Source organism: Enterobacter cloacae complex sp. FDA-CDC-AR_0164 (genome assembly GCF_003071645.1).
GTDB classification, from domain to species: domain Bacteria; phylum Pseudomonadota; class Gammaproteobacteria; order Enterobacterales; family Enterobacteriaceae; genus Enterobacter; species Enterobacter ludwigii.
Genome location: NZ_CP028950.1, coordinates 4,760,885 through 4,778,347, shown reverse-complemented (window position 1 = coordinate 4,778,347; position 17,463 = coordinate 4,760,885). Strand labels below are relative to the sequence as shown.

Sequence of the window (17,463 nt, the reverse complement as noted above, 5' to 3'; positions counted from 1 at the left end):
GGGGCGGGTATAACTATCGGGTACCCATCGAACGACATGCGAGGATTATCTTATGCGTTATCAAAAACTGGGCAATACCGGTCTGTTTGTGTCTGAACTGTGCCTTGGCACCATGACCTTCGGCGGAGAAGGCGGCATGTGGGGCAAGATTGGTCAGCTGCAGCAAAGTGAAGCCGAGCAGCTGGTGGGCCGTGCACTGGATGCCGGAATTAATTTCATCGATACCGCGGATGTGTATTCGGAAGGGCGCTCGGAGGAGATCACCGGCCAGGCGCTGAAGAACCTGAAAATTCCGCGCGAAAACGTGGTGGTTGCCACCAAAGTGTTTGGCGAAACGGGCACGGCCGGGGTGAACTCCCGCGGCAGTTCGCGCTATCACATCATCAGTAGCGTCAAAGAGAGCCTGCGCCGTCTGCAGCTCGATCATATCGATCTGTATCAACTCCACGGTTTTGACCCGGCAACCCCGGTCGAAGAGATGCTCTACGCGCTGGATAACCTGGTGCAGCATGGGCACGTGCGTTATATCGGCGTCTCTAACTGGGCGGCGTGGCAGATTGCCAAAGCGCTGGGCATTTCCGAACGCCTTGGACTGGCGCGTTTTGCTTCGCTGCAGGCGTATTACACCATCGCCGGGCGCGATCTGGAGCGTGAACTGATACCGATGATGCAGAGTGAAGGCGTCGGGTTGATGGTCTGGAGCCCACTGGCAGGTGGTCTGCTTAGCGGAAAATATGGCCGTGACGGGCAGAGTGAATCCGGCGGTCGCCGCCTGGAATTTGACTTCCCGCCGGTGAATAAAGAGCGTGCTTTCGATTGCGTGGATGTGATGCGCACCCTGGCCGAGCGCAAGGGTGTCTCTGTGGCGCAAATTGCGCTGGCGTGGTTGCTGCATCAGAAGGCCGTAACCAGCGTCATTATTGGTGCCAAACGTGTCGACCAGCTGGACGACAACATTGCCGCCACCGGGATCCGTTTAAGCGAAGACGAGCTTAAACAGCTTGATGCCGTCAGCGCGCTGCCGCGCGAATACCCGGGCTGGATGCTGGAGCGGCAGGGTGAATATCGTCGTCATCAGCTCGCACAACAATAACCGTCCTTCCCCCCGGTCTCGCTTCGCTGACCGGGTTTTTTTCCCGCCTTGCTCACAAAAAACGATCCTCCTCTTTGATTGATTTTTCGTCTTCGCCTATATGACTAGTCATGAAATTTTAAATGACTAGTCATATAGGGAGCGATCATGAATCAATTTCTGCCAGCCAATTTTTTATGGGGCAATTCCGTATCCAGTATGCAGACGGAAGGGGCCTGGAATGAGGGAGGAAAGGGAATGTCGGTATATGACATTCGCGAAGCCGGGGAGAACGTTTCTGACTGGAAAGTCGCGACCGATTCCTACCACCGCTATCGGGAAGATTTCGACCTGATGCAGGATCTGGGCATGAACTGCTACCGCTTTCAGATCGCCTGGAGCCGCGTATGTCCACAGGGCGACGGTGACTTCAACGACGAAGGTATCGCCTTTTATGACCGCTTTATTAACGATTTAATTGCCCGCGGCATTGAGCCGATGATCTGCCTCTACCACTTCGATATGCCGCTGGCGCTGGCGCAGGAGTACAACGGCTTTAACGATCGCCGTGTGATGGACGCGTTTATCCGCTACGGCAAAAAGATGATCGACTGTTACGGCGACCGGGTGAAGTACTGGCTGACGTTTAACGAGCAGAACATCTTCCACATGCCGGAAGCCTTCCGGATCTCGGGCTATATGAAAGGCGAGAAAACCCTGCGCGAGCTGTATGAACTGCAGCACCACACCATGGTCGCGCATATGACCCTGACCGAATACCTGCACCAGACCCGTCCGGGCCAGCTGATGGGCGGTATGCTGGCGCACCAACTGGTCTATCCGGCGACCTGTAAACCGCGTGATATCTTCTGCGCCCAGCAGTATGACGAATTCCTCAACCAGAACCTGCTGCGCGTCTTTGCCGGCCAGGGTTACAGCCCGGCGGTGATGGCGGTCGTTGAACAGCAAGGTTTTGCGGATATCTACCGCGCTGAGGATCTTGCGCTGCTGGCGCGTACCAAGAACGACTATATGGCCTTCAGCTACTACGCCAGTAAAACCCTCGACAGCGATGCGATCCCCGAAGGAACGCCGGTCAACGATTACCTTCTGCACGGTGATAAAAATAACCCGTACCTGAAAGCGACCGAATGGAACTGGCAGATTGATCCGCTGGGCTTTCGCACCATCATCACCCGCTATTACAACGACTGGCGTATGCCGGTATTCCCGATTGAAAACGGTATTGGGGTGATCGAGTCCTGGGACGGTGTGAATCCGATTGAAGATACCTACCGTATTGACTACCACCGGGCGCATATCGAGGCGATGAAACAAGCCATATTTGAGGATGGCGCAGAGGTGATCGGTTACCTCGGCTGGGGCTTAATCGACATTCTGAGTTCACAGGGAGACATGCGTAAGCGTTACGGCGTGGTCTATGTGAACCGTGAAAACCACGACCTGAAAGACTTAAAGCGCGTACCGAAGAAGAGCTACGCATGGTTGAAACAGGTTATCCATACCAACGGACGCGAGATGTAAGCCGTACGCTGCCGGGCCGTTTTTGTGACTGATTGAAGGGAAATATCCGCTATGTCTGAAACAAAAATAACACCGCATATGCAGTCTTTTGTCGACAGATTTGTTGAGTTCTCGGCGCGCCTGGCAAACCAGGTGCACCTGCGTTCCCTGCGCGATGCCTTCGCCACGGTCATGCCCATTTTCATCCTTGCCGGTCTGGCGGTGCTGGTGAATAACGTGGTATTTCCATGGATTTTTGAAGGCGACACGCTGGCGCATTTTAAGGTGTGGGGCGAGGCGATTATTAACGGTACGCTGAATATCGCCGCGCTGTTGCTGGCACCGATGATTGCCTGGTCGCTGGCACGCAACAAAGACTTCGACAACCCGGTCTCGGCAGTGGTTATCGCCATCAGCAGTTTTATCATTATGATGCCGATGCGCTTACAGCTCACGCCCGTCGGCAGCGACGCCACGGTGAACGTCACGCAGGTGCTGACGTTCTCCAATATTGGCTCAACCGGCATTTTTGCCGGGGTGCTGATTGGTCTGCTCTCAACGGAACTGTTTATCGCCATTTCTCGTCTGAAAGCGCTGCACATTTCTTTAGGTGAAAATGTACCGCCGGCGGTCAGCAAATCGTTTACCGCGCTGATCCCGACGATCCTGACGCTTTCCCTGTTTGCCATACTGGCCGCGCTTCTGGCGAACGTGTTGCACACGGATCTCATCCATCTGATCACCACTTTTATTCAACAGCCGCTGCGCCTGATCAATACCAGCCTGCCGGGCACGATTTTTATCTATAGCTTTGGTAACTTCCTGTTCACGCTTGGGATCCATCAGTCGGTGGTTAACAGCGTGGTGCTGGAGCCGTTTCTGCTGATCAACACCAACGAGAATATGCTGGCCTTTGCCAACGGTCAGCCTGTCCCACATATCATCAATAATATCTTTGTACCGACCTTTGGTATGGTGGGGGGCACCGGCAGCACGATTTCCCTGTTGATTGCCATTTTCGTCTTCTCACGGCAAAAATCGGCGAAACAGGTGGCCCGTTTGTCGCTGGCGCCGGGTCTGTTTAACATCAACGAGCCGGTCATTTTTGGCCTGCCGATTGTGTTCAACCTGCCGCTGATGATCCCCTTTGTGCTGCTACCTGCCATAGGTATCTGGTTTGCGTGGCTCTGTACTACCCTGGGGTTAATGTCACGCTGTGTGGTTATGATCCCGTGGACAACCCCGCCCATTCTGAGCGCCTGGCTGGCAACGGCAGGGGACTGGCGCGCCGTGGTCGTGCAGTTGGCAATCATTGTATTTGGTGTATTCTTCTACCTGCCTTTCCTCAAAATTGCCGAGAGAGTGGCATTAAAAAACAGCGGGACAGAAAACTAACAGAAAGGAAGGACGATGGCGGCGAAGTACATCACCATAGCGCGGGAAATTAAGAAACGCATTATTAGCCAGCAATACGCCGCCAACGAACCGCTCCCGGACCAGTTTGCCCTGGCGGCGGAGTTCAGCACCAGCCGGATGACCATACAGCAGGCCATACGCCAGTTAATTGTGGAAGGGCTGATCTATACCCGTCAGGGGCAGGGGACGTTTATCCGCAAAAATTTCCTGCAACTCTCGCAGTGGGATCTTTCCGGCAGCGACTACTTCGGCGCAACAAAAACCTGGGAGCATCTGGGCACCGTTTCCAGCGTCGTGGTCCATTTCGAGTTGCGCTTTCCGAACGAGACGGAGCAGGCCTCGCTGATGATTAACGCCGATGCGCCTGTCTATGACTTTGTTCGTCTGCGTCTGCTCAACGGTGAGCCGATGTCGCTGGACTCCACCGTAATGCCGCTTAATCTGGTGCCCGGTCTGAATAAAAGCCATCTTGAAGGCTCCGTGTTCCGCTACGTGCAGGAGACGCTGGGGCTGAAAATTATGGGGTCGTACCGGGTGGTGCGGGCGCTAAAACCGAACGCGCTGGATATGCAACACCTTATCTGCGAGCAGACCGATCCGGTGCTGGAGGTGGAGCAGGTTATCTATCTGGAGGATGGCACACCGCTTGAGTATGCCCACTGTCACTACCGTTACGACCATGGTGGGATAGTTATCGTCAATAACGGATAAAAAAAAGCGGGCATCAGAGCCCGCTTTTTTATTCTCAGACCCGGTCAGCAAAGCGCCACCGGGCAGAGGGTCAGTTCAGACGCACTGGCATACCAGAACGGTTCTGAACGGCCTGGTCAACAATCGCTGTCTCTACATCCGGCTGAGAGGTCACGGACTGCACCGCGCTGTTCAGCGTAACCGGAACGATTTCGTTGTTGTTGATCTGGTCTTCGCTGGTGGACAGCGGGTTATGTACTTCAATGTAACGGCTGCCATCCGGCTCAGACGTCGCTTTAACCGGTTCGTTGATGAACTGGACGCGGGTACCGACCGGCACGTTTTCGAACAGGAATTTGATGTCTTCGTTACGCAGACGTACGCAGCCGTGGCTTACGCGCAGGCCGATACCGAAGTTGGCGTTGGTCCCGTGAATCGCGTACAGACGGCCAATGTACAGCGCGTACAGACCCATTGGGTTATCCGGGCCTGCCGGTACAACAGCTGGCAGGGGTTCACCCGCAGCGATGTACTCTGCGTGCATTTTGGCGGTTGGCGTCCAGGTTGGGCCTGCTTTCTTACGCTCAACTTTGGTCGTCCAGTTCATTGGGGTGTCTTTACCCAACTGGCCGATACCGATTGGCAGCACGATAACCGTGTTGGTGCCTTTCGGGTAGTAATACAGACGCATTTCCGCGCTGTTGATGACGATACCTTCATGGACGGTATCCGGCAGGATCAGCTGCTGAGGAATGTTCAGCACGGTACCGGCTTTAGGCAGATACGGGTCAACACCCGGATTCGCTTCCAGCATGTTAGACAGGCCCAACTGGTACTGCGCCGCGAAATATTCCAGTGGCTGAGCGTTACCTTCAGGCACCGTGACCACCTGGTTTTGACCAACCAGACGGCTACCGTCTGTCGGCAGCGGATAAGTCACCGCAGAAGCGGTTTTGCAAAAACCTACTACGGCTAACGCCGCCGCAAAAAGCGTTGTTAATTTCATGTTCATGTTGTGCGAGGTATCTAAGCCATTCCGGCGATGAGTTGATAAGTCTGAATCTTGATGGGAGCGCATTATATGTGCATTCCCGCTAACAGGGAATTCAGATGTGTACGAAATCACATTTTTTTCGATTTTGTTAAAGTTTAGCGGATTGCCGCAACGCGGGATCTCAATTCGGAATTGTGGCATAATGCCGTGTTTATCACACTTTTCGCAGGAATCTCCCCGTGTTAGTTACCAGCAACGTCACTATGCAGTTTGGCAGTAAGCCGCTGTTCGAAAACATTTCCGTCAAATTTGGCGGCGGCAACCGTTACGGCCTGATTGGCGCCAACGGTAGCGGTAAATCTACTTTTATGAAAATCCTCGGCGGTGATTTAGAGCCGACGCTGGGCAACGTTTCGCTCGATCCAAACGAGCGCATCGGTAAGCTGCGTCAGGATCAGTTCGCCTTTGAAGAGTTCACCGTCCTTGACACCGTTATCATGGGACACGCGGAGCTGTGGGAAGTGAAGCAGGAGCGCGATCGCATCTACGCTCTGGCGGAGATGAGCGAAGAAGATGGCTACAAAGTGGCCGATCTCGAAGTGCTGTACGGCGAAATGGATGGCTACTCTGCGGAAGCGCGTGCGGGCGAGCTGCTGCTGGGTGTGGGTATTCCGGTAGAACAACATTACGGCCCGATGAGCGAGGTTGCGCCAGGCTGGAAACTGCGTGTTCTGCTGGCGCAGGCGCTGTTCTCCAATCCGGATATCCTGCTGCTCGACGAACCAACGAACAACCTGGACATCGACACCATCCGCTGGCTGGAGCAGACGCTGAACGATCGCGACAGCACCATGATCATCATCTCGCACGACCGTCACTTCCTGAACATGGTGTGTACACACATGGCGGACCTGGACTACGGCGAGCTGCGCGTTTATCCGGGCAACTACGACGAGTACATGACGGCAGCCACGCAGGCGCGTGAACGTCTGCTGGCGGATAACGCCAAGAAGAAAGCCCAGATTGCTGATCTGCAGTCTTTCGTCAGCCGCTTCAGCGCGAACGCCTCTAAATCTCGCCAGGCGACCTCTCGTGCGCGTCAGATTGACAAGATCAAGCTTGATGAAGTGAAAGCGTCCAGCCGTCAGAACCCATTCATCCGCTTCGAGCAGGACAAGAAACTGTTCCGTAATGCGCTGGAAGTGGAAGCCCTGGCTAAAGGTTTTGAAAACGGTCCGCTGTTTAAAAACTTTAACCTGCTGCTGGAAGTGGGCGAGAAGATTGCCATTCTGGGTGCCAACGGCGTGGGTAAATCCACCCTGCTGAAAACCCTGGTCGGCGAACTGCAGCCGGATAACGGTACCGTGAAGTGGTCTGAAAACGCGCAGATTGGTTACTACGCACAGGACCATGAATACGAGTTCGAAAACGACCTGACCGTCTTCGACTGGATGAGCCAGTGGAAGCAGGAAGGCGATGACGAGCAGGCGGTGCGCAGCATTCTGGGTCGTCTGCTGTTCAGCCAGGACGACATCAAGAAGCCTGCTAAAGTGCTTTCCGGTGGTGAAAAAGGGCGCATGCTGTTCGGTAAGCTGATGATGGAAAAACCCAATATCCTGGTGATGGATGAACCGACTAACCACCTGGATATGGAATCTATCGAATCGCTGAACATGGCGCTGGAGATGTATCAGGGGACCCTGATCTTCGTCTCTCACGACCGTGAATTCGTCAGCTCGCTGGCGACCCGCGTGATCGAAATTACGCCTGAGCGCGTGGTGGACTTCACCGGTAACTACGAAGATTACCTGCGCAGTAAAGGTATCGAGAGTTAAAAAAAGCCCGGTGGCGCTACGCCTACCGGGCCTGTGTTTGATGCCCGCTCCCACAGGGAGAGGGCATCAGGCTGTACTAGACCACCCATTCACTCCCTTCAATACCATTCACCAGCAGCGTGCGTTTTTCCCCGGCCGGTAACGATATCTTCAGCGCTTTCCACGCCGGACGATAATCTCCCCGCGCACTGACCTTCAGGTTGATGGTGGCACCGTCGCATGCCATGTCCCATTCCACCCACAGCGCATTGCCGTTCTGATAGCCCCAGCTTTCACCATCGTCTTCAAACAGCAGGCCCGCGGTTGAACCGACGCCTTTCACCGGGAACAGTTTCAGCTCACGGGTAGTGTCTTTTTCCGCGCTGACATGCGTAATGCGTTCGCTGAGCGGCAGACCCGCACCGGCACGTACCAGCAGCGGCAATTTCTCCAGCGGCGCATCACGTACGATCCACTGCCCGCCAGCGAACCACTCGTGGGTGTAAAAATCGTACCAGCCCGTTTCGTTATCCGGCAGCCAGACGCGTCGCTCGCGCTGCCCGGCCTCCACCACGCTGGCCACCAGCAGGTCGCGACCCAGCAGGAAATCATCGTTCTCCTCAAACGTCTGCGCATCGTGTTCGTGGTCGAGGAAGGTCGGGCGTAGCATCGGTTCGTCGTCAGCATGCGCCTGCCAGAGCAGGGTATAAAGGTACGGCAGCAGACGATAGCGTAATTCAATGGCACCACGAATAGCCGGCGTCACGCCCGGATACATCCACGGCTCGTTAACGGTGTGGTCATCATTCCATGAGTGAATAGTAAAGCGCGGATGCATCACGCCGTTTTGCACCCAGCGTACGAACAGTTCAGCGTCGGGTTTGTCGCCGGAAAAACCACCGACATCATGACCCACATTAAACAGCCCGGACAGGCTCATTCCCAGACCCATGCGGGTGTTATAGCGCAGGGTGTCCCAGCTGGTACGGTTATCGCCGCTCCAGGTCTGGACGTAACGTTGCATGCCCGCGCAGCCGGAGCGGGAAATGAGATACGGACGTTTTTCCGGGGCAAAACGCTGCTGCGCTTCCAGCGAGGCACGCATCATCAGCAGCGGCATCACCGGGCGAATGTGCTTGATCGCGATTTCCTTGCCAAAGCCGTGGCAGCGGGCTTCGCCATCCCACACTTCATATTCGTTGTTGTCGTTCCAGGTGGAGTCAATCCCCATCTCAAGCAGCTGCGTGGTTACCCCTTCCTGCCACCATTTCACCGTCTGTGGGTTGGTAAAATCCAGGTGAGAACCTTCGTCATCCCAGAAACTGGAGCGTTCTGGCGCGTCGGTTTCTGAATCGCGGATGAACAACCCGTTTTCCGCAACTTCGTTATAGCGCGGGTGATCCTGCAGGAGGCATGGCTTGATGTTGGCCGCCAGCTTTAACCCCGCGTCGTGGAAAGCCTGGGTCATCACCTTCGGCTGCGGCACCTTGTCGTGGTTCCAGTTAAAGACGTAGCGCTTGCCGTTGATCGAGGTATAGCCCGAAGAGAGCTGGAATGAGTCGCAGGGAATAGCATGTTCTTCGCACAGACGAATAAAGTTCATCAGCTGGTTCTGCGCATCCGGCGCGTCGGTGTAATGCATGGTCGAACCGCTGTAGCCCAGGCTCCATTTCGGCCCGAAGAGCGTTTTCCCGGTCAGACGCACGAAAGCTTTAGTCACGTCCAGCGCCCGTTTTCCCGTGAACAGGTAGTAATCGATGTCGCCCGCTTCCGCCTGCCAGCGACGATAGGCGGTGTGATAGTTGTCAATCTCGTTGCCCAGATCCAGCCAGCAGCTGCTCAGGTTGTCGTAGAAGAGACCGTAGCTCACGTCATCGCGACGGGTGAGGGTGAACGGAATATGTTTGTACAGAGGATCGGTGCTGGCCGCGTTGTAGCCCATTGCATCGAGGTTGCGCATCTCGTAGCGTTTACCGTTACGCTGCAGATCGCCGGCTTTCTCACCCAGACCGTAGAAGCGTTCATCCTTGCGGCGGCTCAGGTAGTGCGCCGCACCGTCGCCATGGGCATTCAGCAGATAGGCACTGGTTGGACGGTCGTTGACCAGCGGCTGCCACTCACCCGCCTCATTGCGGTAGTGCCACTCCAGCCACAGCGGCTGATGCACGGTCACACGCAGCTGTTCGGTAGCAACCGTCAGCACGTCGTCCTGTTGCGTTAGCGTCCAGGCGGGGCAGGTGAAACCACTCAGATCGTCGCGGCGGCGACCTTCCCACGGCACATCTTGTTGCGGGGCGATGCTCCAGGTGCGATCCAGCGTCAGCTCACCTTTGCGTTTAATCAGCACGCGGAACAGATTTTCTTCCAGCACATACAGGCACAGACGGTGCTGGTTATCGACCAGCAGTTCCAGATGATTTGCCGACTGCTTATCAACGGTCCAGTTTTTCAGGGTTTTCATATGCAATACATCCACTATCAGGCGCGCTTGGCGCGACGTTCAGCAATAAATGCCACCAGGAAAACAGCGCCAATCAGGTCAAAGAACCCCATGGCAATAAAGAGCGGGTTAAAGCCGATTTTGTCGGCGGTCACCCCAATTAACAGGGAGAACAGGAAGCTGGCGATCCAGGCCGCCGAGCCGCGCATGCCGTTAACGGTCGCCATCTGACCTTTATCAAATGACTCCACGACCAGGGCGCTGAGCATGCAGGAGATGATCTGATGCCCGAAACCGCCGATGGAGATCAGCACGATGGTGATATACGGGTCGCGGGTAATGGCCACGACGGCCAGGGAGATCATCAGGAATGCGCCGGTGACGGAGCTGGCCACCACCGAGTTCACACGGCTGCAGCCGAACAGTCGGGCATACAGACGGGTGAGGTAGCCGCTTGCCACGCTGCCGAGGTCCGCGGCAAGGAACGGCAGCCAGGCAAACATCGCAATCTGCTTCAAATCCATGCCGTGCTCTTTGGCGAGATACAGCGGAACCCAGAAGCTCAGCACGGCCCAGGCCGGTTCGGCCATAAACGCCGGAAGGGCGATACCGTAGAAGCGCTTATTTTTGGAGACATTTTTCAGCGCGGTGAGGAAGGGCAGTTTTACCGCAGGCGGTTCGTTATCCTGCTTGATAAACGCCAGCTCGTCCTTGCTCAGGTTCGGATGCTGTTCCGGGTTGTGGTAAAAAGCCCACCAGAGGATCACCCACAGCAGCGCCAGCACGCCGGTAAACATAAACGCGCCCTGCCAGCCAAACGAGGCGTGGGCAAAGTAGATGATGGGCGGTGCCAGCATCGCGCCAATGGAGAACCCTACGCCCGCCCAACCGGCCGCGACAGGACGTTCCGATTTTGGGAACCACTCGCCAATGGTTTTCGCATTCGCCGGCGTGGCGGCCGCTTCAGAAGCACCCATAAAGAAGCGCAGAATAGCCAGGTGCAGCCAGCTGCCCGCCCCGGCGTGGAAAATACACATCAGCGCCCAGATCCCGGCGCAGACCATAAAGCCAATCTTCAGACCAATCACGTCGATCAACCAGCCGCACAGAGGCTGGAAAATGGTGTAGGCAATCTGAAATGCCCCGACGATCCAGGAGTATTGCTCGGTGGTGATCCCAAGGCTCTCTTTCAACTCAGGGGCGAGAATACCCAGCGAGTTTCGGGTGATGTAGTTAACGGTGACGCCCAGTAAGAACAGCACCAGCACATACCAGCGCAGGTTCTTAATGACGCGACGGGTTTTGCTTGTCGCAACGGTGTTATTGATGTCCTGACTCATTTTACTCTCCACAAGACGGACGGTAAGGGGACGGAGGTTCAGGTGTCACACAGATTTTTATGGCTTTGATTTCTATCCGTTTTAATTCAGAAGTTGCTATACAACTAGTATGGAAGTGGTGTGACAAATTCACCTTAAGGGAGAAAATGAGCGGGCAATAGTGGATTTTGTGCAAAATTTCTCATCAATGACATAAATCATCTGGCATGATGCTTTTCATGCCCGTTACTGCCTGATGAGTACGCTATGAAAATTTTTTCATTTCGCAAATGGAGCCAGATCACAAAATGGACAAAAGGCTAAAAATCACCGAAATTGCCGCCCGCACGCAGCTCTCCATCAGCACCGTGTCGCGGGTGCTGGCAGGAAAAGCGAACACCAGTGAAAAAGCGCGCGCCAGGGTGCTGGCCTGCGCGCGGGAGCTGGGGGTGATGGACGGTCTGGCGGCGGGGCGTCTGCTGCTCAACAGCCTGGTGGTTTTTGCGCCACAGCGCGCCTTTGACGAGCGGTCCGACATCTTTTACTACCGGGTGATCCAGAGCGTGAGTAAAGGCCTTGCTTCCCACGATGTCCGTCTGCGTTATTGCGCGCTGGAAGAGAATGACAGCGACGCACAGCTTTTTCTGGCACGGATGAACGAGCCGGAGACACAGGCCGCTATTCTTCTCGGTATCGACGATCCGCATATCCACGATCTGGCGGTGGATGTGGGTAAACCCTGCATGCTGATTAACTGCCGCGACCGGCATATGCGCCTGCCTGCAGTGGCACCGGACCACCGCTCGATAGGTGAGCGGGCCGCGGACTATCTGTTTGAAATGGGACACCGTGAGGTGATGAATGTCCTCTGCCTGCGGCGTTACACCATGGAACTGCGTCTGGCCGGGATCCGCGATGCGTGGCAATCTCACAACCTGAAATTCAACGATAAACGCGATCTGCTGGTGGCTCCGAGCTTCAGCGCGCGCGAAACGGAAGAGCTGGTCACCTCCTGGCTCCGTCAAATGCAGGGTAAGGATCTGCCCACCGCATTTTTGGTCGGCGGCGATTTTATGGCGGCGGGCACCATCAGTGCGCTGCAAAAACAGGGCTTGCGCGTGCCGCAGGATATCTCGGTGATGAGCATTGACGGGTTTAATCTGGCGGCCATTCAGGATGTTCCGCTCACGGCGGTGCACGTACCGCGCGATGAACTGGGAACCGAAGCGGTGCATATGCTTCAGCAACGGCTGATGCGCCCGGATGCGCCGGTGGGAACGTTATTGCTTAACGGCACGCTGGCCGTGCGGGGATCTGTCCGGCGGATACGTCAGGGGAAACGACGCACCGCCGTGGAGCGGGAAGGGTTATACGACAGTTAAGCCATGCCCAGTGCACGCTTGCCGTGAATATTCAGATCGTTCACGGTAAAGCGGTCCTGCCAGTTTTTTTCATAATCTTCGCGCGGGAAATCGCCCGGCGATGCACCTGTTTCCAGCGCTGCTTTCACTTTTTTCGCATAGGCGAGGTTTTTCTCGCACATCGGGGCGGCAGGGATATACATCACGTTGCCCCAGCCTTGCTGATTTTCCACCGGTGCAACGGAGTGGATGACGTCACAGTGCCACCACACGGAATCGCCTGCTTCCAGTGCAGGAATGCTGCTCAGCGCTTCGATTAGCAGCGGATGCCATTTCTCGGAGACCGGCAGGACACGTCCCGGCGCGACGCCGCAGAGTTCATCTTCCGGGACATCATCCAGCAGCGGACGCAGCAGAATGTAGGCCATCGCTTCCGGAATAGGCACCACATGCAGCAGCCCCTGACCCGGGATCATATCTGACAGCGCCGTCCAGCCCTGGAAGGTGCGGAATACAGAACATTTTGTGGTGTTATCCACGGTGTACTCTTCCACTTCGGTACGGTGTGCGGCGTTCCACGGATCGTATTTATCCACGTTGCCGTCAAAAACGCGGGCAAAGACCTGCTGATAGGCCGGCAGCAGCCAGCGCTCCAGCGCGCCGGAATCGGTATGCGCGCCCAGCCCTTTAGAGGTGGTACCCGGTGGGCGACGACGAATACGGTCCGGATAAATGACGCTGACGTCCGGATCGAACCACTGTTTGCCATTACTCTCGAATGTCCATAAACGGTTCAGGAACGACTGTACCTGCGCCATCTCTTCACTCTGGCGAGCCTGCATTTGCGCCTGCGACCAGTAGATAGGGTAAATTTCCGGACGTGAGGCGGTTAAGGTACCAAAGAAGTTATCGCCCGGACCTTTATAGACCTCATCAAACCGGTTGAGATCGAGGTAGTCGAGCATCGATTGATCCCACGCCAGCGCCTGCTCGCGGGGGAAGTGACCTTTAATCACCGCGCAGCCACGGCGTTTGACCGCGTCACGCTGTGCCTGGGTGATCGTCCCGTTTTTCACATCTGCAAACGGGATAACCGGCCAGACGGTTTCACCTTTGTTCTTCAGGGCATTAATTTCCGCCACGCGGGTCGCGATTTTATCGCTGAGCGTGTCGAATACCGCCTGAACGTCTCCGATCTGCGCACGTAATTCACGCTTCAACTGACGAATCGCTGCTTTATGGTCCGCAGGCAAACTTTCACTGGTAAACGTCATAACTGCCTCGTATCTTTCATTCGAAAGTAAAAATATCTACAAGTGATACTTTAAGTTAAAAATTAGTTAATGCAAGTTTAAATGTTTGACGTGTGCCACAGGATGGAAAAAGAGTGAGGTGCCGGAGCAGTGCTCCGGCAAGAGAGAGATTACGCGTCGAACGGGGAGTGGTCGTCAAGCACGGCCTGAATCACATTCAGTGCGCCCTGGTGGTTGTTGTCATCCGTGCTGTAGCGGCAGATCGTTTTAATGCTCTGCGCCGCGTTGCCCATGGCAAAATTGTATTTCACCAGCTTCAGCATTTCCGCATCGTTGCCGCTGTCCCCGATGGCCACGCACGCCTGTGGGGAGATTTTCCAGCGCTTCAGCAGACGGCTAATGCCGTTGGCTTTGTGCAGGCCCGGGATAATCAAATCGACAAACCCAAAACCGCTGGTGACGGGTTTCATAATCCCGTCGAGGGAGACGTGCAGTTTGTCGACAAGATTCGGGATATCGCTGTCCGGCAAATTCAGGGAGAATTTGAACAGCACGTCGTCAATTTCGCGGTAATCACGGATGCGTTTTAAGCGGTGGTAGTGCTTTGACATGAGCGCCACAAACGCGTCCGGCGCCCGATCGCTGACGTAGGCGCTCTCCAGCCCACAGGCCACAAAGTTGAGCGCGTTGTCTTTCAGCAACTCGCCAATAACAATTTGCGACTCATGGCGGGTCAGTTCACCGTGAAAAATCTGCTCACCGTGATCGAACACCAGCGCGCCATTTTCCGCCACGAAGGAGATCTGATCTTTCAGTTCCGGGAAGAAGGAGATGAGCTGGTAATACTGGTTGCCGCTGGCGACAACAAATTCAATATCACGGGCTTTAAGCTGCTCAAACTGTGCCTGAAAGCGGTCGCGGTCGTACTGCTTGGCATCATCAAGGAAAGTTCCGTCCATATCGGTGACGATAACTTTTACGGTCATACTGTGCTCCTGAGTCACTGCGTTTGAAACATTCTAATAACAAGGTGACGGAGAGCACAAATTTAATTTCATTCGAAAGTCAAAGCAAAGCGGCAACCGAAATTGCCGCTTAAAGACAGGTTCCCTCTCCTTGATGGGAGAGGGCATAAGTCTGAAGAGAGTTAAAGCGTGTGCTCGGTACGCGCAATAATATCGTCCTGCGCATCCGGCGACAGGGCGGTAAAGAACGCGGAGTACCCTGCGACGCGCACCACCAGGTCACGATACTGGTCCGGGTGTTTTTTCGCTTCCAGCAGCGTTTCACGCGAAACGATGTTGTACTGAATATGCCAGCCCTTGTGCACTTCAAAGAAGGTACGCAGAAGCACCATCAGTTTCTGACGGTCACTGTCATTTTCCAGCGTCGATGGGTTGAGCTTCTGGTTTAACAGTACCCCGCCGAGGATCGCTTCGGTTGGCAGTTTGCCGACAGAGCCGATCACCGCCGTCGGGCCGAGGTGGTCAGTACCGGAGGCCGGGCTGGCTCCTTCTGCCAGCGGAGTATGCGCCTTACGTCCATCCGGGGTTGCCATCGTTGCCGCGCCAAACGGCACGTTCGCGGAGATAGATGACGTGCCGGCATAGTAGTTACCGCCAATCGGACCACGGCCATAGCGCGGGTTATGGTACAGCTTCAGCTCGGCGATATAGGTTTCGTAGGCACGGGTCAGCAGCATATCCACGCTGTCGTCATCGTTACCGTATTTTGGCGCGCCGTTGATCAGCCGCTGACGCAGCTGCTCGTGGGTCAGCCCGTCGAAATCATCGGCCAGAGCGGCGGCCAGCTGTTGCTGACCTATCGTACCCTGTTCGAAGACCAGTTTTTTCACCGCGGCCAGGCTGTTGCCCAGGTTAGCAATACCCACCTGCAGGCCTGACACCCAGTCATACTTCGCGCCGCCTTGTTTGATGCTTTTCGCGCGTTCTATACAGTCATCCACCAGCGCTGAGCAGAGAATATCGGGGACGTTCTCTTCCAGCATCGTGTCTACCACATACTCAATCTCGATAGATTTGCGGGTGTAGTAGCGGATCTGGGTATCCCACGCCGCCATCACCTCTTCGAAGTTATCGAAGTTACCGGCAGAGAGTGCTTTCTCCTGTGGCAGGAATACCTTACCGCTGGTGGCATCGCGGCCGCCTTCCAGCGCTGCCAGCATCACGCGGGCGAAGTTGATAAAGCTCATGCCGGTGCAGCGATAACCCCATTTGCCACCCACTGCGGTTTCGATGCAGCCAATCGCGGCATAGTCATAGGCATCCTCTTTTTCGACGCCGAGCTTGATGAATTCCGGAATAACAATCTCATCGTTGTTGAACGCGGGCATACCAAAGCCGCAGCGGATCACCTGCACGCAGGCGTCGAGGAAGTCATTGCTCATGCCCGCATGATAACGCACGCTCAGGTTTGGCTGCGTGGAGCGCAGGCGACCGCAGGATTCCAGAATCGCGTAGCTGAGCGGATTGACTGCGTCCATAGGCTCACCGTTGATCAGCGTCTGTCCACCGATGGTGACGTTCTGATACAGCGGGCTACCCGCTGAAGCTTTGGAGTGCGAACCGGAGCGGATTTTGTTCACTTCCAGCAGCTTCAGCCAGCAGCTGTGCAGCAGTTCGATGGCATGTTCGCGGTCGAGGCTCTGGTTCAGCTCCACGTCGCGGCGGTAGTACGGATAGAGGTACTGGTCCATGCGGGCAAACGAGACGGAGTGGCCGTTGGACTCAATCTGCAGAATCAGCTGAATGAAGTAGCACAGCTGCAGCGCCTGCCAGAAGGTTGTTGGCGGCTGATGGGCGATTACATCACAGTTTTCTGCCATCGCCAGCAGCTCGTCGCGACGGCTTTCACGGGATTCGGTTGCCGCCATTTCACGCGCCAGCGCGGCGAAACGTTCGATGTGCAGGCTGACCGCTTCCAGCACAATATCGATCGCTTTCAGGAACTGTTCCCCGTGAAGGTCGTCGAGCACCGTCAGGTTGATACGCGAACGACGCTCGGCCACTTTGTCGCGCAGACCATCGAGGCCTTTCTCCAGCAGCAGCGGGAAGTTAACCGCCAGGTGTGCGTCGCCGGAGGTCATGTTACCTTCCGCTTTGATAATGCCGGTTTCCAGCAGCCCTTTTTGCTCGTCGGTGAACATGCCGTAGCAGCGATCCTGCACCGTCTGGCCGCGCCACCATGGGCAGATCTCATGCAATACGCGCTTGTTTTCTTCGCTCACCGCAAAGCCTGCGCCCGGACGGTCCGCCAGATCGTCAATCTCTTTTTCAATCCACGAGACGGTGTATTCCGGGAAAATTGGCGCGGCGCGGACTTCACTGGCCTGGTTACCGATGATGAGCTCATCGTGTTTTATCCAGATGGTGCGCTGCGCGAGGTGATGCGCCAGCGCCAGCGCGCGACGCACCGGGATCGGCTTGTCCATATGCTGTTGGTACATCTCGGTGTAATGCAGGGCGCGCTCGGTACAGACCGGCGGCTTCACGATATGCACGAGGGCCGTTTTGTGTGCTTTTATGCGCTCGCTAAGGGTGCTGAGATTCAGGGTCGTCAT

The 17,463-nt window shown here is 55.6% G+C and carries 12 protein-coding genes; 6 read left to right on the top strand and 6 right to left on the bottom strand.

The features are described 5' to 3' along the window. Positions 1-52: 52 nt before the first annotated feature. The 4 genes from AM410_RS23505 to AM410_RS23490 all read left to right on the top strand — a co-directional run bounded on the left by AM410_RS23505 (position 53) and on the right by AM410_RS23490 (position 4,723). Positions 53-1,093, top strand: a complete 1,041-nt coding sequence (locus tag AM410_RS23505; protein WP_014169266.1) for an aldo/keto reductase — start codon at positions 53-55, stop codon at positions 1,091-1,093. A gap of 147 nt (positions 1,094-1,240) precedes the next feature. Continuing rightward, entirely contained in the window at positions 1,241-2,617 is a 1,377-nt protein-coding gene (locus AM410_RS23500) for a glycoside hydrolase family 1 protein (RefSeq protein ID WP_073395798.1), read from the top strand. 51 nt (positions 2,618-2,668) lie between these two features. Continuing rightward, positions 2,669-3,991, top strand: coding sequence for a PTS sugar transporter subunit IIC (locus AM410_RS23495; RefSeq protein WP_108648541.1), 1,323 nt, complete (start codon positions 2,669-2,671; stop codon positions 3,989-3,991). A gap of 15 nt (positions 3,992-4,006) precedes the next feature. Then, a complete protein-coding gene (locus AM410_RS23490; protein WP_108648539.1) occupies positions 4,007-4,723 on the top strand; it encodes a GntR family transcriptional regulator in 717 nt (238 codons plus the stop codon). Positions 4,724-4,793: 70 nt separating this feature from the next. On the opposite strand, the gene ldtB is transcribed toward AM410_RS23490, so the two are convergent. After that, on the bottom strand, positions 4,794-5,714 hold the full coding sequence (ldtB, locus tag AM410_RS23485) for a L,D-transpeptidase (protein WP_025204618.1): 921 nt from the start codon (positions 5,712-5,714) through the stop codon (positions 4,794-4,796). 221 nt (positions 5,715-5,935) lie between these two features. Here ldtB and AM410_RS23480 point away from each other — a divergent pair, with 221 nt between their 5' ends. Further along, the gene (locus AM410_RS23480; RefSeq protein ID WP_014169271.1) at positions 5,936-7,531 is read left to right on the top strand and encodes an ABC-F family ATPase; all 1,596 of its coding nucleotides are present in this window, start codon (positions 5,936-5,938) and stop codon (positions 7,529-7,531) included. Positions 7,532-7,607: 76 nt separating this feature from the next. Here the strand turns inward: AM410_RS23480 and AM410_RS23475 are convergent, their stop codons facing one another. Next, positions 7,608-9,971 carry a glycoside hydrolase family 31 protein gene (locus tag AM410_RS23475; RefSeq protein ID WP_063156229.1) on the bottom strand — a complete coding sequence of 788 codons (2,364 nt, stop codon included), beginning with the start codon at positions 9,969-9,971 and terminating at the stop codon, positions 7,608-7,610. 17 nt (positions 9,972-9,988) lie between these two features. Beyond that, positions 9,989-11,290, bottom strand: coding sequence for an MFS transporter (locus AM410_RS23470; RefSeq protein WP_020884899.1), 1,302 nt, complete (start codon positions 11,288-11,290; stop codon positions 9,989-9,991). A 287-nt stretch (positions 11,291-11,577) separates the two neighbouring features. Here AM410_RS23470 and AM410_RS23465 point away from each other — a divergent pair, with 287 nt between their 5' ends. Then, positions 11,578-12,651 carry a LacI family DNA-binding transcriptional regulator gene (locus tag AM410_RS23465; protein ID WP_025204616.1) on the top strand — a complete coding sequence of 358 codons (1,074 nt, stop codon included), beginning with the start codon at positions 11,578-11,580 and terminating at the stop codon, positions 12,649-12,651. Here AM410_RS23465 and AM410_RS23460 read toward each other — a convergent pair. The 3 genes from AM410_RS23460 to AM410_RS23450 form a co-directional block, all read right to left on the bottom strand. Next, a complete protein-coding gene (locus tag AM410_RS23460; protein ID WP_014169275.1) occupies positions 12,648-13,904 on the bottom strand; it encodes a DUF1479 domain-containing protein in 1,257 nt (418 codons plus the stop codon). The two genes, AM410_RS23465 and AM410_RS23460, sit on opposite strands and share 4 nt — an antisense overlap. A 149-nt stretch (positions 13,905-14,053) precedes the next feature. Beyond that, positions 14,054-14,869 (bottom strand): Cof-type HAD-IIB family hydrolase, encoded by an 816-nt coding sequence (locus AM410_RS23455; RefSeq protein ID WP_106503859.1) that lies wholly within the window; start codon positions 14,867-14,869, stop codon positions 14,054-14,056. Between the two features lie 161 nt (positions 14,870-15,030). Continuing rightward, a complete protein-coding gene (locus AM410_RS23450) occupies positions 15,031-17,463 on the bottom strand; it encodes a formate C-acetyltransferase/glycerol dehydratase family glycyl radical enzyme (protein WP_073395804.1) in 2,433 nt (810 codons plus the stop codon).

Excerpts from the sequence above, each read along its gene's own strand:
- AM410_RS23475 (WP_063156229.1), bottom strand. The coding sequence starts at position 9,971 with ATGAAAACCCTGAAAAACTGGACCGTTGATAAGCAGTCGGCAAATCAT.
- AM410_RS23460 (WP_014169275.1), bottom strand. The coding sequence starts at position 13,904 with ATGACGTTTACCAGTGAAAGTTTGCCTGCGGACCATAAAGCAGCGATT.
- AM410_RS23455 (WP_106503859.1), bottom strand. The coding sequence starts at position 14,869 with ATGACCGTAAAAGTTATCGTCACCGATATGGACGGAACTTTCCTTGAT.
- AM410_RS23470 (WP_020884899.1), bottom strand. The coding sequence starts at position 11,290 with ATGAGTCAGGACATCAATAACACCGTTGCGACAAGCAAAACCCGTCGC.
- AM410_RS23500 (WP_073395798.1), top strand. The coding sequence starts at position 1,241 with ATGAATCAATTTCTGCCAGCCAATTTTTTATGGGGCAATTCCGTATCC.
- AM410_RS23465 (WP_025204616.1), top strand. The coding sequence starts at position 11,578 with ATGGACAAAAGGCTAAAAATCACCGAAATTGCCGCCCGCACGCAGCTC.
- ldtB (WP_025204618.1), bottom strand. The coding sequence starts at position 5,714 with ATGAACATGAAATTAACAACGCTTTTTGCGGCGGCGTTAGCCGTAGTA.
- AM410_RS23490 (WP_108648539.1), top strand. The coding sequence starts at position 4,007 with ATGGCGGCGAAGTACATCACCATAGCGCGGGAAATTAAGAAACGCATT.
- AM410_RS23450 (WP_073395804.1), bottom strand. The coding sequence starts at position 17,463 with ATGACGACCCTGAATCTCAGCACCCTTAGCGAGCGCATAAAAGCACAC.
- AM410_RS23505 (WP_014169266.1), top strand. The coding sequence starts at position 53 with ATGCGTTATCAAAAACTGGGCAATACCGGTCTGTTTGTGTCTGAACTG.
- AM410_RS23495 (WP_108648541.1), top strand. The coding sequence starts at position 2,669 with ATGTCTGAAACAAAAATAACACCGCATATGCAGTCTTTTGTCGACAGA.